16 protein-coding genes are annotated in these 23,140 nt (G+C 56.2%); 15 read left to right on the forward strand and 1 reads right to left on the reverse strand.

Going from position 1 to position 23,140, the window contains the following annotated elements; translation table 11 throughout:
• Positions 1 to 218: 218 nt before the first annotated feature.
• From QOM10_RS02565 to QOM10_RS02590, 6 genes are all read left to right on the forward strand, one after another.
• Positions 219 to 1,238 (forward strand): hypothetical protein, encoded by a 1,020-nt coding sequence (locus QOM10_RS02565; protein WP_127925604.1) that lies wholly within the window; start codon positions 219 to 221, stop codon positions 1,236 to 1,238.
• A gap of 65 nt (positions 1,239 to 1,303) precedes the next feature.
• On the forward strand, positions 1,304 to 1,915 hold the full coding sequence (locus QOM10_RS02570) for a trimeric intracellular cation channel family protein (protein ID WP_127925605.1): 612 nt from the start codon (positions 1,304 to 1,306) through the stop codon (positions 1,913 to 1,915).
• Positions 1,916 to 2,088: 173 nt separating this feature from the next.
• On the forward strand, positions 2,089 to 3,123 hold the full coding sequence (locus QOM10_RS02575; RefSeq protein WP_150750086.1) for a hypothetical protein: 1,035 nt from the start codon (positions 2,089 to 2,091) through the stop codon (positions 3,121 to 3,123).
• Between the two features lie 950 nt (positions 3,124 to 4,073).
• The gene (locus QOM10_RS02580; RefSeq protein WP_150750085.1) at positions 4,074 to 5,018 is read left to right on the forward strand and encodes a hypothetical protein; all 945 of its coding nucleotides are present in this window, start codon (positions 4,074 to 4,076) and stop codon (positions 5,016 to 5,018) included.
• 100 nt (positions 5,019 to 5,118) lie between these two features.
• On the forward strand, positions 5,119 to 9,906 hold the full coding sequence (locus tag QOM10_RS02585; RefSeq protein ID WP_238704374.1) for an RHS repeat-associated core domain-containing protein: 4,788 nt from the start codon (positions 5,119 to 5,121) through the stop codon (positions 9,904 to 9,906).
• 241 nt (positions 9,907 to 10,147) lie between these two features.
• On the forward strand, positions 10,148 to 11,674 hold the full coding sequence (locus QOM10_RS02590) for a leucine-rich repeat domain-containing protein (protein ID WP_127925608.1): 1,527 nt from the start codon (positions 10,148 to 10,150) through the stop codon (positions 11,672 to 11,674).
• A 78-nt stretch (positions 11,675 to 11,752) separates the two neighbouring features.
• Here QOM10_RS02590 and queG read toward each other — a convergent pair whose 3' ends face one another.
• Positions 11,753 to 12,823 carry a tRNA epoxyqueuosine(34) reductase QueG gene (queG, locus tag QOM10_RS02595; protein WP_150750084.1) on the reverse strand — a complete coding sequence of 357 codons (1,071 nt, stop codon included), beginning with the start codon at positions 12,821 to 12,823 and terminating at the stop codon, positions 11,753 to 11,755.
• Positions 12,824 to 12,886: 63 nt separating this feature from the next.
• Here queG and QOM10_RS02600 point away from each other — a divergent pair, with 63 nt between their 5' ends.
• The 9 genes from QOM10_RS02600 to hflC all read left to right on the forward strand — a co-directional run bounded on the left by QOM10_RS02600 (position 12,887) and on the right by hflC (position 22,964).
• A complete protein-coding gene (locus QOM10_RS02600; RefSeq protein ID WP_160038012.1) occupies positions 12,887 to 14,386 on the forward strand; it encodes an NAD(P)H-hydrate dehydratase in 1,500 nt (499 codons plus the stop codon).
• Positions 14,374 to 14,844 carry a tRNA (adenosine(37)-N6)-threonylcarbamoyltransferase complex ATPase subunit type 1 TsaE gene (tsaE, locus tag QOM10_RS02605; RefSeq protein ID WP_007915806.1) on the forward strand — a complete coding sequence of 157 codons (471 nt, stop codon included), beginning with the start codon at positions 14,374 to 14,376 and terminating at the stop codon, positions 14,842 to 14,844. The genes QOM10_RS02600 and tsaE overlap by 13 nt, the downstream gene beginning before the upstream one ends.
• Before the next feature lie 57 nt (positions 14,845 to 14,901).
• Positions 14,902 to 16,275, forward strand: a complete 1,374-nt coding sequence (locus QOM10_RS02610) for an N-acetylmuramoyl-L-alanine amidase (RefSeq protein WP_401044867.1) — start codon at positions 14,902 to 14,904, stop codon at positions 16,273 to 16,275.
• Between the two features lie 8 nt (positions 16,276 to 16,283).
• Positions 16,284 to 18,185, forward strand: coding sequence for a DNA mismatch repair endonuclease MutL (gene mutL / locus QOM10_RS02615; RefSeq protein ID WP_174245098.1), 1,902 nt, complete (start codon positions 16,284 to 16,286; stop codon positions 18,183 to 18,185).
• Positions 18,185 to 19,156 (forward strand): tRNA (adenosine(37)-N6)-dimethylallyltransferase MiaA, encoded by a 972-nt coding sequence (gene miaA / locus QOM10_RS02620; protein ID WP_127925612.1) that lies wholly within the window; start codon positions 18,185 to 18,187, stop codon positions 19,154 to 19,156. Before mutL ends, miaA begins: the two co-directional genes overlap by 1 nt.
• A gap of 95 nt (positions 19,157 to 19,251) precedes the next feature.
• A complete protein-coding gene (hfq, locus tag QOM10_RS02625; protein WP_007902656.1) occupies positions 19,252 to 19,512 on the forward strand; it encodes an RNA chaperone Hfq in 261 nt (86 codons plus the stop codon).
• Positions 19,513 to 19,524: 12 nt separating this feature from the next.
• On the forward strand, positions 19,525 to 20,826 hold the full coding sequence (gene hflX / locus QOM10_RS02630) for a ribosome rescue GTPase HflX (RefSeq protein ID WP_007915827.1): 1,302 nt from the start codon (positions 19,525 to 19,527) through the stop codon (positions 20,824 to 20,826).
• Between the two features lie 96 nt (positions 20,827 to 20,922).
• The gene (gene hflK / locus QOM10_RS02635) at positions 20,923 to 22,095 is read left to right on the forward strand and encodes an FtsH protease activity modulator HflK (RefSeq protein WP_007915828.1); all 1,173 of its coding nucleotides are present in this window, start codon (positions 20,923 to 20,925) and stop codon (positions 22,093 to 22,095) included.
• Complete coding sequence (hflC, locus tag QOM10_RS02640; RefSeq protein ID WP_007915830.1) at positions 22,095 to 22,964, forward strand: protease modulator HflC; 870 nt, start codon at positions 22,095 to 22,097, stop codon at positions 22,962 to 22,964. Before hflK ends, hflC begins: the two co-directional genes overlap by 1 nt.
• The last annotated feature ends 176 nt before the right edge of the window (positions 22,965 to 23,140 follow it).

The raw sequence follows: 23,140 nt of genomic DNA on the forward strand, positions 1-23,140 counted from the left end.
TTCTGATATTGAGTGATGTGCCTTTATTCTGCGCGTGAAAAAGTAATGGCTTTGACGAGTTTTAATTAAGTGCCCCGCTTGAATTGAAGTTATGATCGCCTTTTTGTTTTTTCTTACACTTTTGAGGAAAGAGTTTTCCCTGGTGCATGTTATTACTGATGCTCTGTATTTTCGAACACTCGAAGTGTTCGATTTGATATCTATCAAGGAAGAAGTTCATGAGTGAAACGTTGAGTGCATCACAGGGGCAATCTGTTGAGTCAGGTGCGGCAGAAAGCATTGGTAGTTTTGCCGTAAAGTTTGACGCGGGTGCATCCAGTCGGAGCAAAGTGCTATACGCCAATGGGCGCATGCAGGTTAAGGTCCAGGTTGTAGTGGCGGGTGTGGATCGCGATGGTAACGTCGTTGCTGTTTCCGACGAGGTCATGGAGAGTATTCGTCTTATTCACTATGACAGCGGCAAAACCTTGCGCAATGGCTGGCGAGCCAGCACGGAGCAGGGCCGCTTCACCTTGGCAGTAGCGCCCACCGCCACAGTTACGGAGAATGATGGAGAAGAAGATTCTTCGGGCCAGCAACGCGTACGCACATTCTGGGTTTCCAGCGAAAATGTCGAAACCATCCAGATAGGTGCATCCGTTAAATTCGATAACACAATCATCCGCAGTAACGGCACAACTCTGTCGAGCAGGCATGACAGCAGCATCAACATTGAGGCCATCCTGCCGGTAACCTATGCGGTTGAGCAATTCCGTTGGCAAGATGTCTGGTATGACGGCGGATTTAGAAATCAACGTATTTACAAATACTACCTCGGCTTGTATCCCGATGCGCGACAAGTCAAGTTGGTGGACTGGATTGCTGAGGGCTCTGACAAGAACGTTGTTTTTGCCTTCGGGAATAAAACCAAAGGATGGAATGCAGCATTCCAGGCAGGCATTATGATCCGCCCTGACCGGCAAAGTATTGACGTGTCGTTACCGTTTACCGACGTCGTAGGCTGGACGCCAGACGCCATCAGAGATATTTATCATGAGAAGGACTACGAGGTTCGAGTCAACGACCGCATCGGAGAACTGACGGTTGTCCAGTTACTGTCTCCAGCTGCACGAGATCAACCACCGGTCGACAGATCGGAAGTTTTCCGCTTCACCGCTCTGGACCAATTTGGCACTGAACATAAACTGGCTATCCGCACAGACTTTAAAGAACGAAGCTTCAGGCTGGAACGAGGTTAACGTCATCTCTTTTGATACCGGCGCGAAATGGCTAGACTGCGCGCCTCTCTGCCGGGATCGCCACCATGTTGCTGATGCTCTATCTGATTGCCATTACTGCTGAAGCCATGACTGGCGCGTTGTCTGCGGGCCGTCGTGGCATGGACTGGTTTGGCGTGGTGCTGATTGCCTGCGTCACGGCGTTGGGTGGCGGTTCGGTTCGTGATGTGCTGCTGGGGCATTATCCGCTGACATGGGTCAAACATCCGGAATATCTGGTGTTGACCTCGGTCGCGGCGATGTTCACCGTGTTCACCGCGCGCTGGATGCGCCATCTGCGCTCGCTGTTTCTGGTACTCGATGCAGTCGGTCTGGTGGCGTTCACCCTGATCGGCTGCATGACCGCTCTGGAAATGGGCCACGGCATGCTGGTGGCATCGGTCAGCGGGGTGATCACCGGGGTATTCGGCGGCATTCTTCGCGATATCTTCTGCAACGACATTCCACTGATCTTTCGGCGCGAACTGTATGCGAGCGTGTCGTTTGCTGCAGCATGGTGCTACATGCTGTGTCTTTATCTGAATGTGGCAAGCGATCAAGCCATTTTGATCACGCTGTTTGGCGGTTTTCTGTTACGTCTGCTGGCCATACGTTTTCATTGGGAAATGCCGAAGTTCGTTTATAACGACGAGCATTAACCCTCGTTGCTGGAAGATGGTGGTTTCCGGATAAAAGCCTGTGAGCCGCCGAAACTTGCAAGTGTATGTTTCTTACATTTTTCGCTTTGCTGTTTATTTGAAAGGTCTGTAGTTTTTTTGTTGGCATTTCTTCGGTGCCAATATTTAAATATAACTCTTCAAAGGAATACATCATGAGTGAAAGCATGGACGCTACACCCAATCAGCAAGCCAGTCCGACCATTCTTGCTGGACTTGGCAGTTTCAAAGTCAAGTTTGATGCCAGCGACAATACTCGCAGTAAATCGCTGTACGCTAATGGACGGATGCAGGTGAAAGTGCAAGTTCTGGTTTCCGGGGTTGATGCTGATGGTGATGTTGTGCACGTACCGACAGAGGTGATGGAAAGCATCGAATTGATTCATTACAGCTCTGGCAAAACGTTGCGCGACGGCTGGGCCGCGAATATCGTGCAAGGGCGGTTTACTATCGAGGCGCCGCCCTCAGCCGCTGCAGGAGAGGTTCAAGACGATGATCTGGAAAATGACAGCATCCATCCTCAGGTACGTACGTTCTGGGTATCCTCATCGAGCGCTGGTACGACCCAGATCGGTGCACGCTTGTCTCTGAACGGTGTGAGGATCGTCAGTAACGCGACCACGTTTTCCAATGTTCATGACAGCAGCGTAACGCTCGAAGCACAAACACCTGAGACCTATTCGATTGGACTGTTCGATTGGTTTCAGACGCGGCGGGGCAATGAAGAACCCGGCAATCGTATCTGGAACTACTATCTAGGGTTGTTTCCGAAGGGGCAGCAGATCAGGCTGGTCGACTGGATTGTAGATGGAGTGGAGCCAAACGCTGATGATATCTTTGCAGGCGGTAACAAACTTAATGAATCAAAAACAAATTATATGGAGATTACACTTGTTCGTCGCGAACGAACTGAGTTCATAACGTACTTGCCTTTTTCCGGGAATAGTAATCTGCATACTTTTACTGCTGACGCTATAACAAGGCAAGAGAAGCGATATAGCGTAACCGTCAATGATCGTGAAGGTTATCTGACCGTGGTTCAAGCACTGTCCGAGTATTCGAAAGATGCGGGAAAATACAAAGTCGGCAATGTGCTTCACTTTCGTGCCATTGATCAGCACGGTACCGAGCATAAATTGGCTATTCGCACGAATTTTCATGAGCGTAATTTATACCTCGAACGTGGCTAGGTCTCATCGTCACTGATTCAATTTCTGTGGATGCAGTAATATATGCTTTTGATATGGTGATTACCGATAAGCTGTGATGTTCAATTGTCCGGTATTCGCACCCAAAGTGCTTTTACTGATGTCCGGCGCTGACCCTGAAGTTATGCGGGGTCAACGCCATCTCACTTTAAGGATGAGTATTGATGACTGGCAGGCTCTTACCGGCCACCGTTTGCTTCTCCAGCAATGCTGCATCAGTCCACACCGCATTGCCTAGGGCCGTTGCGGCCTACCTACAAGCCTGCCTCGATCACATTGATGCCAGCGATCAAGGTAACGTGATCCCGAGATCTTCCGCGATCAATGAGTTCGCCAAGCATGCTGCGAAGTCTTCATTGAAAGATTTCTGGATCCCCTACCCAAAAGCCTCGGCGGGACCGATGCGTAAGGCAACCTGCCCAAAACGATGGACCAGGCATTCGGATGGTGACTACAAAGTACGCCCGTAATTGCGCACTTTCTGAGTATCGTCCTCCGGTACCGGGGAGCCCCGGATTGTCGTTCGCCTGACAGTGAACCAGCAATTCATTCGCAGTAATGGAACGCCCCTTTACAGTAGCCACGACAGCAGTGCGCCCCTGATCAAGGAATTCGACGCTTATTCCATCAAAAGTTTCAGGTGGCAAAAGGTTCGACGTGAGAATCAAGAGCACGCCGGTGTAGCTATCTGCCGCTTCATGTGCTCCGTTTTGGATTTTTAAGAAAGTTTACAATCTGCTTATCGGATTTCGTGTTCTGGTGATTCCTGCGCAGGTTATCTTTTGCGTGTTGTCTGGCGACGATTTGTTTGAATGGTTTGCTTCAGTGTTGCAATTACAATTTGTCAATCATCCCTGGTTTATTTGGTTTTTTGGTTGTGTGTAAATGGCGCTGTGTTAATCCTGCTTTTTATTTTTTATCAGGTTAAATATATGTTTGAGAAAGATCTAAGTATTCAGCACTTTGAAGTTAAGTTTGATTCTTCGGCCGCTGATCGCCGTCGGACGTTATATGCCAACGGACGTATGCAAATTCGGGTATTGGTGCGAGTCTCCGCAGCGGATGCGCAAGGTAATGAAGTCTCTCTGCATGGGCATCCGGCGCTGCAGACCCTTAAACTCATCAGCTATAACGACGGCACACCTCTCGAGGGTAACTGGATTTCCAGTCGCCAAGAGAACCGCTATGCCCATGACATGTCAGGCCGCGAAGCGAGCATTACGCCGCTGATACCCGCTTCCGACAATCGGATATCCGACCCTTCCGAAACCGTTCAAGTGTTCGAGTTCTGGGTGTCTAGCAAGCGAGTGGGATCGTTGCAGATTGCCGCAGAATTAATGTTGGACGGCAAGCGGTATCGAAGCAATGGGCAAAATGGCTACGACAGCAGCGTTAGCCTGGACGCCGTTGCTCCCAAGCGATATCCGGCTGCCAGTTTCCTGTTCGGTGGAATCAGGAGTGTCGAGCAGAAAAGTAGTTACGACAGGCTTGAACAGTTCAGTCTTTCGCTTTTTTCGGAGGGGCGGGTTATTCACTTGCTCGACTGGTCCAGTGATCAGGTGAAATATGACCCGGACTACGCTGGTGAATTCTTTTACTCCGGCAATCTTGATGATGGTGTGAATAACCTGAGTACTTACTTTGGTTTCATTGCTCCGGTCTATGGCGAATCAGTCACAGTAAAGACGCACTATGGCTTTAGGACGCTACCTCAGGAAGCCGGTCGGATTTCCATATTCGTCTATGCCAGTGCGGAACCTGCCAATAAACCTGCGCGTACCGAAACCTTCGAGCTGAAAGTTTTTGATGAGTTCGGTACTGATCACCGTTTGCGTATTAATTCAAACACAGCTCTTCGCAGCTTCTTTATAAGCTGATTCCTTTTATTTCGTTCGTCGGCCTGCTCTTGTTGCTGAGTCTCAGGTCGACGGTTGATGTTTGTATGGATGCATTGTTTAAAATAACAGGAAGTTGTTTATGAGTAGTCATTTTCCAGAGCCCGTGCATTCGAATGCATTTAATTTTAGCGAATTTGTGAGCGGTGGCGTTGATCCTCGAACAGGTATATATACCTGCTCGTTGTCCCTGGGTGCCATTCGTTCCGCAGATTTGAACGGCCCCTCGTTTAATCTTGCGCTGAACTTCAATCCGCTTAATTCGCGCAACACAGGTTATGGCCTTGGTTGGTCGCTGACCCTGACGCGTTATGACGTTCGTAACAAGGTCATGACGCTATTCACCGGTGAAACCTATCGGGCAGTTGAATCACGAAATGCGCTTCATTTTAAAGAAATGAAGCTGGAGAGCGCCAAGGTGCTGAAGCACGGCGACGGACACTACGAAGTACGTTACAAGGATGGTCGGCGCGAAGAGCTAAAGGTCTTCGGTGCTACACAGATTGCCGTACCCATTCGAATCTTCGCAGCGAACGGCGTGAGCATCAGCCTGAAATACGCGTTGTTCAATGAGCAGCCGATGCTCATCGAAATCGCGGACGACAAAAGGACTTTGTTGAAAGTTGGCAGCACGCGTAGCCGCGTCACCTTGACTCGCGATCCCGATACGCCAGCCAGCGCCGGATTTACCTTAAAGCTCAAGAATGATCGGGTCAGCACCATCAGCTTGCCTGTCGGCAGGGGCTGGGATCTGCAGTACGAGGACATCAATGGCACCGGTTATTTGAAGCGAGTGGTTTCGCCGCTGGGGGCTGTGGAAAATATCCGCTACAAGGAAATCGGTCATCTGTTACCCACCTTGCAGGGTGTCCAGAGTCTGCCTTACGTGATTGCTCACGATATTTATCCAAAGCAAGGTCAGCCCAGGGTCGTCAAGGCTTACACCTATTCGGACTGGAACTTTCTGGGGCACGGCGTGGCGGCGGATCCTTCGGATGACGGCGACCCGCTTTACCGGGCGGCCAGCACTTACCAGTACAGCAGTGTCGAGCGTCTGATGATGGGTGAGAAAGTTCATACCCAGGTCAAACGCACCTACGATAAGTTCCACCTGTTGGTTTCTGAAGTCACCACTTGTGGTGATGCGGTAGTGACAGTTGCCACCGAATATCACGGTGATGTCAAAAAAACACTCGACCAGCAGCCGGCTCAGTTCCGGATGCCCAAGACGCAGACCCGCAGCTACGAGAACCGACTAACCAAGAAGATCCGTTCCGAGACGTCGACCACTGAGTTCGATGCCACCGGTAATCTGCGTAAACAGGTCGGAATCGATGGCGTGACGACGCTGTTTGAATACTTCCCCTCCTTCCAAAGCCCGGACTGCCCCGCAGACCCACTAGGCTTTGTCCGATTCCTTAAACAGCAGACCGTGATCCCGGCTTCAGGTGGTGGAGCGTCCACCGTTAAACGCTTTCGCTATGCGTTGCAGCCGGGTGTTAAAGGTTCGACATTGGCAAATGTGATGCCCGTCGAAGAACAGCTGTACGAGTGTGTGGCGGACAGTGAAGTGCTGCTGTCGACCGTCAGCCTGACCTATGTGAATGCACCCCACGACTCGCTTAAGCATGGTGTATTGCAGCAACGAAGTGTCTCGCGTGATAGCAAGACGTCGCGAGTCGAGTATTCCTATGTGCTTGACGACAATACGCTTGTGCTGAAGAAAATCTTCCAGGGTTTTGACGGTACGAGCGCGACGACCGAGCAAGCGCTGTCGACACTCAATGCGCTGATCTTGTCCGAGCGTGACGCAGATGGCCAGGTTGTCGAGTATGAATACGACAAAATCGGCCGGCAGTTGCGCAAGACCATGTCCCCGGGTGCGACCAACGCGTCATCGATCCATTGGGTTTATCACGCTGCAAGCGCTACCGAGCCGGCGATGGTGGTCATGACGGATTCCTCGGGCGGCAGGCAGGATGTCAGCTATGACGCGCTGGGGCGGGTGATCGGCATTCAGGAAAAGGACCGCGACAACCCGGATCATTCGGGGGGAAGTCCAATGCGTACAGTCTTTGCCGCTGTCCATGATCAGGTCGGGCGGTTGGTGGAGCAAACCCACTCGGATTGGTGGGAAGGCGTTGCACGACCGGTTAAAACCCAATCGCTTTACGATGACTGGGGGAATGTCAGGGAAACCCGTCATTGCGACGGTCGAATCGAACATATCGAGTTTGATCCGGTGGGCCGGCAGCAGAAGGCCTGGCAGCACGGTTTTGGCAAGACCGTGACGATCATCAATGACTTCAGCAAGCCGGACAGCATCGAGGTATTCGATCTCAAGGATCAGAGCCTGGGTAAAACCGTTTTTGAATACGATGGGTTGGGCCGAACCCTGAGCCAGACCGATCAGGCAGGTAACAAGACCCGCTACGAATATGACGTGTTCTCCCGGATGGTTCGCAGTGTTCTCCCGGACGGGCATGCCGTGGAAACCACGTTTGCCGCCCATAGCTGCGATGAGTTACCAGTGGAAATCAAAGTGGCCGGTTTGTCATTGGGGCAACAGAGTTTCGATGCTTTGAACCGTGTGACGGAGATTTCAGTGGGGGGGCGTAAATCGGTTGCCAGTTTCGAGGCTGGTCGCAGTCTGCCCAAGTTCACCACCGACGCCACGGGTCAGAAAATCGAGTTCGTTCATGCGCCTGAACTGGGAGGGGTGTTGACTGAGCGCAAAGCCGTGACCGCGGAGGGCAAAGATGGGTTGAGCACGCGGTTCACCTACGAAGCCCTGAGCGGAAGAACCAAAAGCTGTATCGAAGAAGATCGCGAGAGTCATTTCGAGTACTTTCCCTCCGGACGTCTGAAATCGGAAACCACTCGATATGGCGAACAGCGCCGTACCGTTTCCCATACTTACTCATTTGCCGGTCTACCCCTGACGTACACGGACGTGCTGGGTGTAAAGCACCACACCAGTTACGACAAGTGGGGGCGCAGAACTACGTTCAAGCAAGGTGCGGTGCAGGCTGATTACGCCTATGACAAGCGTGGTTTGCTGCAAACGATTGAAACTCGCGATACCTCCTCCAAGCGACAAATGAAGACGCGTCTGACTTATGACGATATCGGGCGCGAAGCCAACCGCAGTTTCGAGGTCAATGGGCTGCCCACTCAGACGCTGACCTCCAGCTACAACATGACCGGAAAACTGGCGCGCAAGGTGTTGACGCGTGGCGCTGCCGTGTTGCGCGATGAGCAATTTACTTACGACGTGCGCGGGCGACTGGTTCAGTACGATTGCGGCGGCAGCCAGCGACCGCGAGATCCGTACGGAAAGGAAATTGTTCAGCAGATCTTTACCTTCGACGCTCTGGATAACATTCTCACGCTACAAACCACGTTTCCTCAGGGGGTCAATGTAACCACCTTCAGTTTCAGCACGCTTGACCCGGCGCAGCTCATCGGCGTCTCACACTCCCATGCCGACTATCCGGCGTCGATCGTTCTGGAGTACGACGCCGACGGTCGGATGATCAAGGATGATCAGGCACGCGCCCTGACATATGACGCTTTTGGACGTTTGGTGCAGGTGACCAATGCGCGAGGGGAAGTGGTGCGTGGTTACCATTACGACGGCTTTGATCGGCTCGTCGAGTTGTCGCAACCGCGAATGCTGGATGTGCAGCGCTACTACCACAACGCCAGAGTCAGCAGCGAGGTCCGTGGCAATGACTCGCGCAGTGTCGTGCGCCATGACGGCTTGATATTGGGGGATCAACAGCTTGGGACCGATGCGGGGAGCCGGATTTTTGGCACTGATCAACAGAACAGCGTGTTGACCCGTTTGCATGGCGAGCAATGGGTCGACAGCACCTACAGTCCCTACGGGCATCGTCCTGTCGACGGTGGTCTGTTCAGTCTGGCCGGTTTCAATGGCGAGCAACTCGATGTGGTCACAGGCTTGTATCTGTTGGGTAACGGCTACCGAGCCTACAGCCCTACGCTGATGCGTTTCACCAGTCCCGACAGCATGAGTCCGTTCCGTGCGGGTGGTTTGAATGCGTACGCTTACTGCCTGGGCGACCCGATCAATAGGGTTGACCCAACGGGCCATGTTTCCTGGCAGTCGATTGCCGGGATCGCATTGGGGTTCATCGGGATTGTATTGAGTATTGTGACCATGGGGGCTGCCACGCCACTGGGCCTGTTCGCCATGGGGTTGGGTGTCGCATCGGGAGCTGCCGGTATCGGCAGTGAGGTGGCAAATGCCTACGACTCACAATCCCAGGCAGGAGCGATACTTGGATGGGTGAGTCTTGGTCTTGGAATCGCTTCGATAGCAGCGGGAGCGCTTGCGGTCCAGAAGGCCTTGTCACAGACCAGTAGAGCCCGTGCTTACATCGCCACGGTTGCGGACGAGCCGCCAGTCAAAATCGTTGAAAAGGAATTCGCTATCTTCACCAAGCCCGGGGGCAAAAAAATCCCTCAGCGAGCTGCTCCAGAACCTTGGACTTTCGAGATTGACGGCGTGAAGGTGGATGGGCAAGCCGACTTGAGTGTCATTAAGGGTTTTAGCAAATTAGATGACCGTGAAATTGGAAAGGCCAAAAGATTCCTGACCGAGATCGTCGACGAGGGGAAGACGCCAACCGACGCGGCTAGCATGTTGGGAACTAATACTAAATATAGAGGGCTAACCCCGTTCCGCAGCGCCAATGCCAAAGAGCTTAACGACCCTGCTTTCGTCAACACGACGGGGCAAACCGAAATCAAGCTAAGTGCTGCCCAACGTTTTATATTTTTTGCGAACAGAGATACTCGGACGGTGACGGCGCATGCGTTTGGGCACACGGTGAAAGGAAGTTGAAAGGTCTGTAAACGAATTTGACGCAAATACGCGAATAGTGTGATTTGCCGAATTTAGCTCGGTTCTGCACTTGAGTAAAACGGGGCTGCGTGAAGATCTATGTATATCTTCACGCAGCAATCATCCCGATAGACTGCTCCTTTCAATCGGCAAGTTATCCAGAGGGATGACTTGTGTCGATGTCCGGCGTTGCTTGTGCAGAGCTGCTGGATCAGTGCAATCAAATCAAGGATGAGAGCTTATGTCTGGCAAACCACCAAAGATCAAACCTTCCCTCGGAAAAAATAACGACTCCAGCGCTGGGGGGGCCCATCGTCAGCTACGTACCAGCCCGCCCCACCCGTCGAATGTCTCGCATCAGGTAGCGCAATCTCCTCTTCTCATGTCGGCGACTGAAGCCGTAGCGCAGTCGGTCAGCGTGACCCCGATGACTTCCTACATGGGAGTTGCAATGGCTGCTTCGGCACCTGCGTTCCGGGACTACTGGGTACGTGCCTGGAACAATCTCGGTGAGGCCGACGCGTTGGGCATTCGGCTATGCAAGCAGCGTCAGTATGTCGCCGTTGCCGATGACTATTTCGTGCAAGTGGTCAAAGATGCCGAAAGCGGTCTGTACCGTGCCACGGTCGCCAGAGAACTCAATGCTTCCGGCCCGCTGATGAAGCTGGATGCCGAGGGCAAGTTCTGGCGTCCGGCGGACAACGATGACTTGCCCGGGCAGGTAGCAGTGGAACGAGCCAGGGAGTTGTCCGGTGAGGGGGAATTTCAGCAGGGGTCGATTCCCACGATAGACGAGCGTCTGGCCGAGCTGTACCCGACCATGACCGAGGAGGCCCGATCAACCATGCTTAGCGAGCGATTTAGCGGCGATCCGTTGCTCGCGGTGGCTCGCCTGGAGAAGGAATTCTCCACACTGGTGGAAGACCTTGGAGCGTGGGTGGCAGAAGTGCCGCCTCTCCACCCCGTCACGGGGCTGTCGCTGACAAAGACCGAGATTGAGTCTCAGCGAGCCCACAGAGAGTTTTTCGCACTGGAGTTACAAGCCAATTGGTCTCGCAAGGCAACAACCGTAAACCCTTACACCCCGTCAACGCTTGATTACGATCTGGATATGCTGGGAAGCCTGCCGCGTTTATCGGCTGACTTCAGTCATGTCCGTGAACTGAGTCTCTCCAGCACTTCGCCACTGAGTGGCAGCGCTTTTCTCGAAGCTTTTCCGGGCGTGCGGTATCTGATCCTCTCGGGTTTTGCGCTGAAAACGTTTCCCGTTGAAATTTTTCAAATGAGAGAACTGGCGACATTAACACTGGACAACTGCGACATTCGACTCTCCGAAGCAACCGTCGAAGGCCTCGCCCATATTGAAAACTTGACGCTTCTGGATTTAAGCGACAACCCGCTTGGCCTCGCGCCTGATATCAGTTTCATGCGGCGCCTGGACAGTCTCTATCTTTCGAATACAGGGCTGATCGAAGTTCCAGTCGGGCTGTTTGACATCGAGAGTCTCGCCTACGCAGATTTGGGGAGTAATGGAATCAAGAACTTGCCACTGGAATTGTTCGACGTGCCCGATGTTTGGGAAGTCAACTATAACTTTCGAAACAATCCGCTGGATGAAGATACCCTGCAACGAGTCACTGACTATATGAATGCCGCCGGTTTAGACAGAAAAGTCCTGATTCAAGTGGGTGGCGATGTCTGGGTGCCCCAACAGAATATAGTGTTCGATGGCGTGGACAGTGGGCTGGAGAGTTCCGACGAGGGCTGACTCATTGGCTGGCAACATGCTCGGGCCAGCGGACTGTGCAGGCTATTGGTCGCACCGCAAAAGGGGATCGAAAGGATTTTACAGTGTGTCAGGGACATGCTGACGCAACGCCCACTCCACATGCTCTCTAACCAACTCTGACGGATAATCCCGTCGCGCCTTCAATGCTTCCAGTACCGGAATCGTTGAAGGCGCATTGCCCAATCCCACCGCCAGATTCCTCAACCAACGCTCATACCCGGCTCGCCGCAACGGCGAACCTTCAGTGCTACCTAAAAATTTCTCTTCGTCCCACAAAAACAGCTCAGCCAATTCGGCATTGTCGAGATTGTGCCGCGGCTTGAAATCGCTTTCCCCGGAAGGCTTGGCGAAACGGTTCCACGGGCAGACGATCTGGCAGTCATCACAACCGAACACGCGATTGCCGATCAACGGACGCAGGTCTTCAGGGATGGCGCTTTTCAGTTCGATGGTCAGATAGGAAATGCAGCGCCGCGCGTCCAGCACATACGGGCCGACGAAGGCATTGGTCGGGCAGATATCCAGGCATGCTGTGCAGCGCCCGCAATGTTCGCTGCTGTGTGGTTCATCCACCGGCAATGGCAGATCAACGAACAATTCGCTGAGAAAGAAGTAACTGCCAGCCTTGCGATTCAGCACCAGAGTGTTTTTGCCGATCCAGCCCAGCCCGGCCTGTTCAGCGATGGCTTTTTCCAGTACCGGGGCGCTGTCGACAAACGCGCGAAAACCGAACGGGCCGATCTGCGCCTGAATCTTGTCGGCCAATTGCTGCACACGTTTACGGATCAATTTGTGGTAATCGCGGCCCAAGGCATAACGCGACACGTAGGCTTTTTCCGGTTGCGCGAGCATTTGCGCCATTTGCGTATCGCCCGGCAAGTAGTCCATGCGCAGCGAAACCACGCGCAAGGTGCCCGGCACCAGCTCTTCGGGGTGCGAGCGTTTGCTGCCATGGGCGCCCATGTAATCCATTTCGCCGTGGTAGCCGGCCTTGAGCCAGCGTGCGAGGTGCTGCTCATGCTCGGCCAGGTCCAGACCGCTGATGCCGACTTGCTGAAAGCCCAGCTCGCGGCCCCAATCCTTGATTGATTGGGCGAGGGCGGGCAGGTCTGTGGTGATAGCGGACATGAGACGAGAGAAACCGGAGCTGAGGTGCGTATAATTCTGCCAGACATCGGAGCCCGAAGACGCATGCCGCACACGAAAGATCAATTACCCGACGCGCTGTATGGTGCCGCGCAGGTGCGCGAGCTCGACGCACGGCTGATCGCCGCCGGTATGCCGGGCTTCGAATTGATGCAGCGCGCGGCGCATGCGACGTGGCGAGCGCTGGTGCGGCAATGGCCGTCGGCGACTGAACTGACGGTGCTGGCCGGGCATGGCAACAATGCCGGTGACGGTTATCTGGTCGCGACCATGGCGCAACGAGCCGGTTGGCAGGTGCGGGTGTTGGCAGTCGGCGATCCGCAGCGTTTGCAGAGCGATGCCGCACTGGCCCATGCCGAAGCGCTGAATGAAGGTGTCGCGGTGCAGGCCTGGCAGGCTGAAAGTGAATTGCGCGGGATCATTCTCGATGCCTTGCTCGGTACTGGGTTGAGCGGTGAAGTTCGCGAGCCTTACGTGTCGGCGATCAAAGCAATCAACACCCGCGGTTTGCCGGTAACCGCCGTCGATATCCCTTCAGGTCTAAGCGCCGACTCCGGGCATGTTCTGGGCGCCGCTGTGCAGGCTGATCTTACGGTGACCTTTATCGGGCTGAAAATCGGCCTGTTTACCGGGGACGCGGCGGATCATGTCGGCCAATTGGTATTTAACGATTTGCAGGCCAGCGCCGACATTTATCGTGACATTCCTGTCATCGCCCAACGGCTCAACACGGCTAATCTTCCAAGGTTGGCGGCGCGAGCCCCGACTTCGCACAAGGGCCGTTTCGGCCATGTGTTGCTGATCGGCGGCGATCACGGGTTTGGCGGGGCGATTTTGCTCAGCACGGAAACGGCCCTGCGCAGTGGCGCGGGTATGGTTTCGCTGGCGACCCGTCCTGAACACGTCCCGGCGGCGCTGACGCGAGTGCCGGAAGCCATGGCGCTCGGAACCTCGTCGGCCAATCAGTTGATGAGTTTGCTGGAGAAAGTTTCTGTACTGGTGGTTGGTCCGGGGTTGGGACAGGCTAGCTGGGGGCGGGCGCTGTTGTCAGCTGCCGCGAATGCCGCGCTGCCGCAAGTCTGGGACGCCGACGCATTGAACCTGCTGGCGAGCGGTTTCGTTGAGTTGCCCAAGGATTGCGTGATCACCCCGCATCCGGGCGAAGCCGCACGTCTGCTGGGAATCAGCACCGCTGAAGTGCAAGCGGATCGTCCGGCGGCGGCGCTGGCATTGAGCAAAAAATATACAGCGGTTGTGGTGTTGAAAGGCGCTGGCAGCCTGATCGCGCATCCCGATGGACGTCTGGCGTTGTGTCATCAGGGCCATCCGGCCATGGCCACCGCCGGACTCGGCGATGTGCTGGCCGGTTTGACCGGTGCATTGCTGGCGCAAGGCATGGACGGCTTCGATGCCGCGTGTCTGGCGGTCTGGCTGCACGCCAATGCCGGTCTGCAACAAGGAAAATTCGGCCGTGGGCTGGCGGCCAGTGATCTGATTCCAGCCATTCGTCAGTTGTTGGAGGAGCAAGCACCGTGTCTGAAGTAACCCTGTACCTGGCCGATGAACAGGCCATGAGCGACTTTGGCGCACGGATCGCCCGCGTGACCCAGGGCCATGGCCTGATTTTTCTCGAAGGCAACCTGGGGATGGGCAAAACCACGCTCTCACGGGGCATCATTCGCGGCTTGGGTCATGTCGGCGCGGTAAAAAGTCCGACCTTCACTTTGGTCGAACCTTACGAAATCGGTGACATCCGCGCTTTCCACTTCGATCTGTATCGACTGGTCGATCCGGAAGAACTGGAGTTTCTCGGCATCCGCGACTACTTCGAAGACGACGCGATGTGCCTGATCGAATGGCCCGATAAAGGTGCAGGCTTTTTGCCAAAGCCTGACCTGACCATTACCATTAGCCCGCAAGACAGCGGGCGTTCGCTGAAAATTTTATCCCAGGGCTCGCGTGGCGAGGCCTGGTGTGCCGCTTTGGCATTGGAATCCAATTAAATGATGGGGTTAGGTATGCGCTTTCGCGCGTTGGTGGCTGCCGCTGGACTGTTGTTGATGGCAGTAACCGTCAACGCTGTGGCCGATTCGAAGGTCAACAGCGTGCGCCTGTGGCGGGCGCCGGACAACACGCGACTGGTCTTCGACCTGAGCGGCCCGGTCCAGCACAGCGTCTTCACCCTGACCTCACCGGACCGGCTGGTGATCGACATCAACGGCGCCACCCTCGGTGCGCCGCTGAATGTACAGACCGCGAACACGCCGATCACCGCGATGCGCTCGGCCCAGCGCACGCCGACCGACCTGCGCGTGGTCATCGATCTGAAGAAAGCCGTCACCCCGAAAAGCTTCTCGCTGGCGCCAAACGCGCAGTACGGCAACCGTCTGGTGGTCGATCTGTTCGACAACCCGGCCGACGCCGCACCGCCGCCTGCGCCAACGCCGCAGGTGGCCACCGTGCCAGCGGTGCCAGTAACCCCGACCGAGCCTGCGATCAAGTTGCCGCCAGCCCCGGCCGGCAAGCGCGACATTATTGTGGTGATCGACGCCGGCCATGGTGGCGAAGACCCGGGTGCATCCGGCTCGCGTGGCCAGCGTGAGAAAGACGTGGTACTGCAGATCGCCCGTGAACTGCAGCGTCAGGTCAACGGCATGAAAGGCTTCCGTGCCGAGTTGACCCGTACCGGCGACTATTTCATCCCGTTGCGCGGCCGTACCGAAATCGCCCGCAAGAAGGGCGCCGACCTGTTCGTCTCGATTCATGCCGACGCTGCGCCATCCGCTGCAGCCTTCGGCGCCTCGGTGTTTGCCCTGTCTGATCGCGGCGCTACTTCCGAAACTGCTCGTTGGCTGGCCGACAGTGAAAACCGTTCCGACTTGATCGGTGGTGCCGGCAACGTCAGCCTCGACGACAAGGACCGCATGCTCGCGGGCGTATTGCTCGACCTGTCGATGACCGCCTCGCTGACTTCCAGCCTCAACGTCGGCCAGAAAGTCCTGACCAACATCGGCCGCGTCACGCCGCTGCACAAACAGCGTGTGGAACAGGCCGGGTTCATGGTGCTGAAATCGCCGGACATCCCGTCGATCCTGGTCGAAACCGGGTTTATCTCCAACGCCAACGAAGCGAACAAGCTCTCGGCATCAAGCCACCAGCAAGCGCTGGCGCGTTCGATCAGCAGCGGCGTGCGTCAGTTCTTCCAGCAGAATCCGCCACCGGGCACCTACATCGCCTGGCTGCGTGATTCCGGCAAGATCGCCCAGGGCCCGCGTGATCACCGTGTTGGCCCGGGGGAAACGCTGGCGATGATCGGCGTGCGCTATCAGGTGTCGCCGGCCACGCTGCGCGCCGCCAACAACCTGAAAAGCGATGAGCTGAAAGTCGGTCAGCACTTGACCATTCCTGGCACCGAACTGGCGTCCAAAGAATGAACGAAGTGCTGAACGCTGCTGCTCGCATTGAACTGCTCAGCCCACGGCTGGCGAACCAGATCGCCGCCGGTGAGGTGGTTGAACGCCCGGCCTCGGTGATCAAGGAGCTGTTGGAAAACAGCCTCGATTCCGGCGCCAAACGCATTGATGTCGACGTCGAGCAGGGTGGCGTCAAGCTGCTGCGGGTTCGTGACGATGGCAGCGGAATTTCCGCCGACGACCTGCCGCTGGCCCTGGCACGTCACGCCACCAGCAAGATTCGCAATCTGGAAGACCTTGAGCAGGTGATGAGTCTCGGTTTCCGTGGTGAAGCGCTGGCGTCGATCAGCTCCGTGGCGCGCCTGACGCTGACCTCGCGTACTCGCGATGCCGATCAAGCCTGGCAGGTGGAAACCGAAGGCCGCGACATGGCGCCTCGGGTTCAGCCAGCAGCGCATCCGGTCGGCACCTCGGTGGAAGTGCGTGACCTGTTTTTCAACACCCCCGCGCGGCGCAAATTCCTCAAGACCGAAAAAACCGAATTCGATCACCTGCAAGAAGTGATCAAACGTCTGGCACTGGCGCGTTTCGACGTGGCATTCCATCTGCGCCACAACGGCAAGACCATCCTCAGCCTGCACGAGGCCCACGATGATGCGGCCCGCGCCCGCCGTGTGGCGGCAATCTGCGGCTCAGGTTTCCTTGAGCAGGCGCTGCCGATCGAGATCGAACGCAATGGCCTGCATTTGTGGGGCTGGGTTGGATTGCCGACGTTCAACCGCAGTCAGGCGGATTTGCAGTATTTCTTTGTGAATGGCCGGGCGGTGCGCGACAAACTGGTGGCCCACGCGGTGCGTCAGGCCTATCGCGACGTGCTGTTCAACGGTCGCCATCCGACGTTTGCATTGTTCTTCGAGGTTGATCCGGCGGCGGTCGACGTCAACGTGCACCCGACCAAACACGAAGTGCGCTTCCGTGACGGGCGCATGGTGCATGACTTCCTTTATGGCACGTTGCACCGCGCGTTAGGCGATGTGCGGCCGGAAGACCAGTTGGCCGGGTCAGTGACCACCGCCGTCGTCCGCCCAACCGGCCTTGACGCCGGTGAGTTCGGCCCACAGGGCGAAATGCGTCTGGCGGCCAATGCCCTGCTGGAGCAACCGCAGGCGCAACCGGCGTTCAATACGTCGTCCGGTGCCAGTGCTGGCGGTGCTTATCAGTATCAATACACGCCGCGCCCACAATCGGCGGTGCCGCCGGCTGCCGAGGCTCAAGCCGCGTATCGCGAGTTTTTTGCGCCGTTGCCTGAGGCCAATGCCAACGCATTGCCGGCCGGCCAGGAAGACATTCCGCCGCTCGGCTACGCACTGGCGCAGCTCAAGGGCATCTACATCCTGTCCGAGAACGCCCAGGGGCTGGTGCTGGTCGATATGCATGCCGCCCACGAGCGGATCATGTACGAACGCCTGAAAATCGCCATGGCCAGCGAAGGCCTCAGTGGGCAGCCGTTGTTGGTGCCGGAATCGCTGGCGGTCAGCCAGCGTGAAGCCGATTGCGCTGAGGAGCATGCGACGTGGTTCCAGCGTCTGGGCTTCGAGTTGCAGCGTCTGGGCCCGGAAACCCTGGCAATCCGCCAGATTCCGGCGTTGTTGAAGCAAGCTGAAGCCAACCGTCTGGTCGGCGACGTACTGTCGGACCTGATGGAATACGGCACCAGCGACCGGATTCAGGCGCACCTCAACGAATTGCTCGGCACCATGGCCTGTCACGGCGCGATTCGCGCCAACCGGCGCCTGGCTCTGCCGGAAATGAACGGCCTGCTGCGTGACATGGAAAACACCGAGCGCAGCGGTCAATGCAACCATGGCCGACCGACCTGGACCCAATTGGGTCTGGACGATCTGGACAAACTGTTCTTGCGCGGTCGTTGATGAGTCAGCTCCCTCCAGCGATTTTCCTGATGGGCCCGACCGCTGCGGGCAAGACCGATCTGGCCATCGAACTGACCAAGGTGCTGCCGTGCGAGTTGATCAGTGTCGATTCGGCGCTGGTCTATCGCGGCATGGACATCGGCACGGCCAAGCCTTCGAAAGAATTGCTGGCCGAATTTCCGCACCGTCTGATCGATATTCTTGATCCTGCCGAAGCCTATTCAGCTGCAGATTTCCGTCGCGATGCCCTGCAAGCCATGGCCGAGATCACCGCACGCGGAAAAATTCCGCTGCTGGTCGGTGGCACGATGCTCTATTACAAGGCTCTGGTCGAAGGCCTGGCAGACATGCCCGCCGCCGACCCCGAAGTCCGCGCGCAGATCGAAGAAGAGGCTGCACGCCTTGGCTGGCAAGCCTTGCACGACCAATTGGCGGTCATCGACCCGGTGTCAGCGGCGCGGATTCACCCGAACGATCCGCAGCGCCTGAGTCGCGCGCTGGAAGTTTATCGGGTCAGTGGTCAAAGCATGACCGAGCTGCGCCTGCAACAATCTGCGCAAAGTACTGAAGCAGCCGCTTCGGGACTGCAACAATTGCCCTATACTGTCGCGAACTTGGCCATTGCCCCGGCAAATCGTCAGGTATTGCACGAGCGCATTAAACAAAGATTCACAAATATGTTGGAACAGGGGTTCATCGACGAGGTCGTAGCCCTGCGTAAAAGAAGTGACCTGCATTCGGGGTTGCCGTCTATACGTGCGGTAGGCTACCGCCAAGTCTGGGACTACCTGGATGGCAAGCTGACATTGGCCGAAATGCAGGAGCGCGGCATCATCGCCACGCGCCAATTGGCCAAACGCCAGTTCACCTGGCTGCGCAGCTGGGAAGATATACACTGGCTGGACAGTCTTGATTGCGACAATCTGCCACGCGCCTTGAAATACCTTGGGACCATCTCCATATTGAGCTGAGTCCTTGCAATTGCCGTCTATCCTTGGGGGTGTGACGGCCAAAGCCATCTGAATTACCTATTTTTTATTATTGAATCCTTAAAGGAGTGCGGCACATGTCAAAAGGGCATTCGCTACAAGACCCTTACTTGAATACTTTACGTAAAGAGAAAGTTGGGGTTTCCATCTACCTGGTCAACGGTATCAAACTGCAAGGCACGATCGAGTCGTTCGACCAGTTCGTGATCCTGCTGAAAAACACCGTGAGCCAGATGGTTTACAAACACGCTATCTCGACAGTAGTGCCGGTTCGTCCAATTCGTCTGCCTAGCGCAACCGAATCCGAAGCAGGTGACGCTGAGCCAGGTAACGCCTGATAGGAGTCTCCTTTGTTCTTTGAGCGCCACGGTGGTGGTGAACGAGTCATCCTCGTTCACTTGGATGGACAGGACCCTGAGGCGCGCGAAGATCCGCAGGAGTTTCAGGAATTGGCTAATTCGGCCGGCGCCGAGACCGTTGCGTTTTTTAACGTGCCGCGTCATCGGCCAACCGCCAAATACCTGATCGGCAGCGGCAAGGTCGAGGAACTGCGCGACCTGGTCAAGGCTGAAGAAGCCGATCTGGTGATTTTCAATCACATCCTCACGCCGAGTCAGGAACGTAACCTCGAACGTGTTTTCGAGTGTCGCGTGATCGACCGTACCGGCCTGATTCTCGATATTTTCGCCCAGCGCGCCCGTACCCATGAAGGCAAGCTCCAGGTCGAACTGGCCCAGCTTGACCACATGAGCACGCGGCTGGTTCGCGGCTGGACTCACCTTGAACGTCAGGGTGGCGGTATCGGCATGCGCGGTCCGGGTGAAACCCAACTGGAAACCGACCGCCGTTTGCTGCGGGTCCGCCTGCGCCAGATCAAGGGCCGGCTGGAGAAGGTGCGCAGCCAGCGCGAGCAATCGCGACGCGGTCGCTCCCGTGCGGACATTCCTACCGTGTCTCTGGTGGGCTACACCAACGCCGGCAAGTCCACACTCTTCAACAACGTGACGAAATCCGACGTCTACGCGGCCGACCAATTGTTCGCCACGCTGGACCCGACCCTGCGCCGTCTGGAACTGGACGACCTGGGGCCGATTGTCCTGGCGGACACGGTGGGCTTCATTCGTCACCTGCCGCACAAGCTGGTCGAGGCATTTCGGTCTACCCTCGAAGAATCGAGCAATTCCGATCTGCTGTTGCACGTGATCGATGCGGCCGAACCGGATCGCATGTTGCAGATCGAGCAGGTGATGGTGGTGCTGGGCGAGATTGGTGCCCAGGACTTGCCGATCCTCGAGGTCTATAACAAACTCGATTTGCTTGAAGGCGTTGAGCCACAAATCCAGCGCGACGAAAACGGCAAGCCCCAGCGGGTCTGGCTTTCGGCGCGTGACGGTAGTGGTCTGGAATTGCTTGAGCAAGCCATCGCCGAATTACTTGGCAGTGATTTGTTTATCGGTACCTTGCGCTTGCCGCAACGATTCGCCCGACTGCGTGCGCAGTTTTTCGAACTCGGTGCGGTGCAGAAAGAAGAGCATGACGAAGAAGGCATCAGTCTGCTGGCCGTTCGTTTGCCCCGTGTCGAGTTGAATCGACTGGTAAGCCGCGAAGGATTGCAGCCGATGGAATTCATCGAGCAACACACTTTGCAATAAAAGCCTGACAAAGCGGTTGTGCCGCAAAGGCAGGCATTCTGTAGCATTGGTCGGCGCGCCGTGGGTGCGTCTTTGCTTTATCAGATGGAGAGCGCTATGGCTTGGAATGAGCCGGGTGGCAACTCGAATAATCAGGATCCTTGGGGTGGCAAGCGCCGCAATAACGGCGACCGCAAGGGGCCACCGGATCTCGACGAGGCCTTCCGAAAGCTGCAGGAAAGCCTGAACGGGTTGTTCGGTGGTGGTAAGAAACGTGGTGATGACGGCGGTGGTTCGGGCAAGAGCAGTGGCGGCTTCGGCGGTCTGCTCGGCATCGGCCTCGTTGTGCTGGCGGCTGTCTGGCTGTACAGCGCGGTCTATGTGGTGGACGAGCAGGAGCAGGCCGTGGTGCTGCGTTTCGGCAAGTACTACGAGACTGTCGGCCCGGGCCTGAACATCTACTTCCCGCCGATCGACAAGAAGTACATGGAAAACGTCACGCGTGAGCGTGCCTACACCAAGCAGGGCCAGATGCTGACCGAAGACGAGAATATCGTCGAAGTGCCGCTGACCGTGCAGTACAAGATCAGCAATCTGCAGGACTTCGTGCTGAACGTTGATCAGCCGGAAATCAGCCTGCAGCACGCGACCGACAGCGCCCTGCGCCACGTGGTGGGTTCGACCGCCATGGACCAGGTGCTGACCGAAGGTCGTGAACTGATGGCCAGCGAAATCAAGGAGCGTCTGCAACGCTTCCTCGATACCTATCGCACCGGTATCACCGTCACTCAGGTCAACGTACAGAGCGCAGCGGCACCGCGTGAAGTGCAGGAAGCCTTTGACGACGTGATCCGCGCCCGTGAAGACGAGCAGCGTTCGCGCAACCAGGCTGAAACCTACGCCAACGGCGTCGTGCCGGAAGCCCGTGGTCAGGCCCAGCGCATACTCGAAGATGCCAACGGTTACCGTGACGAAACGGTCTCGCGCGCCAAGGGTGAAGCAGATCGCTTTACCAAACTGGTTGCCGAGTACCGCAAGGCACCTGAGGTTACCCGCCAGCGTCTGTACCTGGACACCATGCAGGAAGTCTTCAGCAACACCAGCAAGGTACTCGTGACCGGCAACAAAAACGGCCAGAGCAACCTGCTTTACCTGCCGTTGGACAAAATGATTCAGAACAGTTCAGGCAGCAATGCACCGGTCACCGGTTCGGCTGCCGCCAGCAACAACACGGACGTCACGCCGCATGTCACTGACCTGCCGCAGTCGCGCACAAGGGAGACCCGCTGATGAGCAATAAATCGCTGATCGCCCTGATCGTTGGCGTCGTTGTCGTGCTGGTGGGCTGGAACTGCTTCTACATCGTCGCTCAGACCGAGCGTGCGGTGCTGCTGCAATTCGGTCGTGTGGTTCAGGCCGATGTTCAGCCGGGTCTGCATGTGAAAGTGCCTTACGTTAACCAGGTGCGTAAATTCGACGCACGTCTGATGACGCTCGATGCACCGACGCAGCGCTTCCTGACCCTGGAAAAGAAAGCCGTGATGGTCGATGCCTACGCCAAGTGGCGAGTGAAAGATGCCGAGCGCTTCTACACCGCGACTTCCGGTCTGAAGCAAATCGCCGACGAGCGTCTGTCCCGTCGTCTGGAATCCGGTCTGCGTGACCAGTTCGGCAAGCGCACCCTGCACGAAGTGGTGTCGGGTGAGCGCGACGCACTGATGGCTGACATCACTGCTTCGCTGAACAAGATGGCGGAAAAAGAGCTGGGTATCGAAGTGGTCGATGTCCGGGTCAAGACCATCGACCTGCCGAAAGAAGTGAACCGCAGCGTGTTCGAACGTATGAGCACCGAGCGTGAGCGTGAAGCTCGCGAGCACCGCGCCAAGGGTAACGAGCTGGCGGAAGGCATCCGTGCTGACGCCGATCGTCAACGCCGCGTGCTGCTGGCTGAAGCCTATCGTGAATCCGAAGAGGTTCGCGGTGACGGTGATGCCCAGGCCGCTGCGATCTACTCCAAGGCCTACGGTCAGGATCAGGAGTTCTACAGTTTCTACCGTAGCCTGCGCGCCTACCGTGAAAGCTTCGCGAACAAATCCGACGTATTGGTCCTCGACCCAAGCAGCGACTTTTTCCACTACCTGGAAAAGGCCAAGCCTTGATACGCCGTTGACCTGAATCATTCCGCCCGGCGGCTAAAACCTCGGGCGGGGTGATCCTTTGGGAAAACGTGTGTATGATGCGGCAGCCGGGAAATTCCCGGCTTTTTTGCGTCTGCACGTTTGATTGCTGTTTTTTGTTGCAGGCATCGGGTTGAATGGCCCGAGAGTATTTCGAG

It is taken from the genome of Pseudomonas sp. P108, from assembly GCF_032613195.1.
GTDB lineage: Bacteria > Pseudomonadota > Gammaproteobacteria > Pseudomonadales > Pseudomonadaceae > Aquipseudomonas.

Excerpts from the sequence above, each read along its gene's own strand:
- hflC (WP_007915830.1), top strand. The coding sequence starts at position 22,095 with ATGAGCAATAAATCGCTGATCGCCCTGATCGTTGGCGTCGTTGTCGTG.
- QOM10_RS02570 (WP_127925605.1), top strand. The coding sequence starts at position 1,304 with ATGTTGCTGATGCTCTATCTGATTGCCATTACTGCTGAAGCCATGACT.
- QOM10_RS02590 (WP_127925608.1), top strand. The coding sequence starts at position 10,148 with ATGTCTGGCAAACCACCAAAGATCAAACCTTCCCTCGGAAAAAATAAC.
- hfq (WP_007902656.1), top strand. The coding sequence starts at position 19,252 with ATGTCAAAAGGGCATTCGCTACAAGACCCTTACTTGAATACTTTACGT.
- queG (WP_150750084.1), bottom strand. The coding sequence starts at position 12,823 with ATGTCCGCTATCACCACAGACCTGCCCGCCCTCGCCCAATCAATCAAG.
- QOM10_RS02600 (WP_160038012.1), top strand. The coding sequence starts at position 12,887 with ATGCCGCACACGAAAGATCAATTACCCGACGCGCTGTATGGTGCCGCG.
- hflK (WP_007915828.1), top strand. The coding sequence starts at position 20,923 with ATGGCTTGGAATGAGCCGGGTGGCAACTCGAATAATCAGGATCCTTGG.
- QOM10_RS02565 (WP_127925604.1), top strand. The coding sequence starts at position 219 with ATGAGTGAAACGTTGAGTGCATCACAGGGGCAATCTGTTGAGTCAGGT.
- miaA (WP_127925612.1), top strand. The coding sequence starts at position 18,185 with ATGAGTCAGCTCCCTCCAGCGATTTTCCTGATGGGCCCGACCGCTGCG.
- QOM10_RS02610 (WP_401044867.1), top strand. The coding sequence starts at position 14,902 with ATGGCAGTAACCGTCAACGCTGTGGCCGATTCGAAGGTCAACAGCGTG.
- QOM10_RS02585 (WP_238704374.1), top strand. The coding sequence starts at position 5,119 with ATGAGTAGTCATTTTCCAGAGCCCGTGCATTCGAATGCATTTAATTTT.
- QOM10_RS02575 (WP_150750086.1), top strand. The coding sequence starts at position 2,089 with ATGAGTGAAAGCATGGACGCTACACCCAATCAGCAAGCCAGTCCGACC.
- QOM10_RS02580 (WP_150750085.1), top strand. The coding sequence starts at position 4,074 with ATGTTTGAGAAAGATCTAAGTATTCAGCACTTTGAAGTTAAGTTTGAT.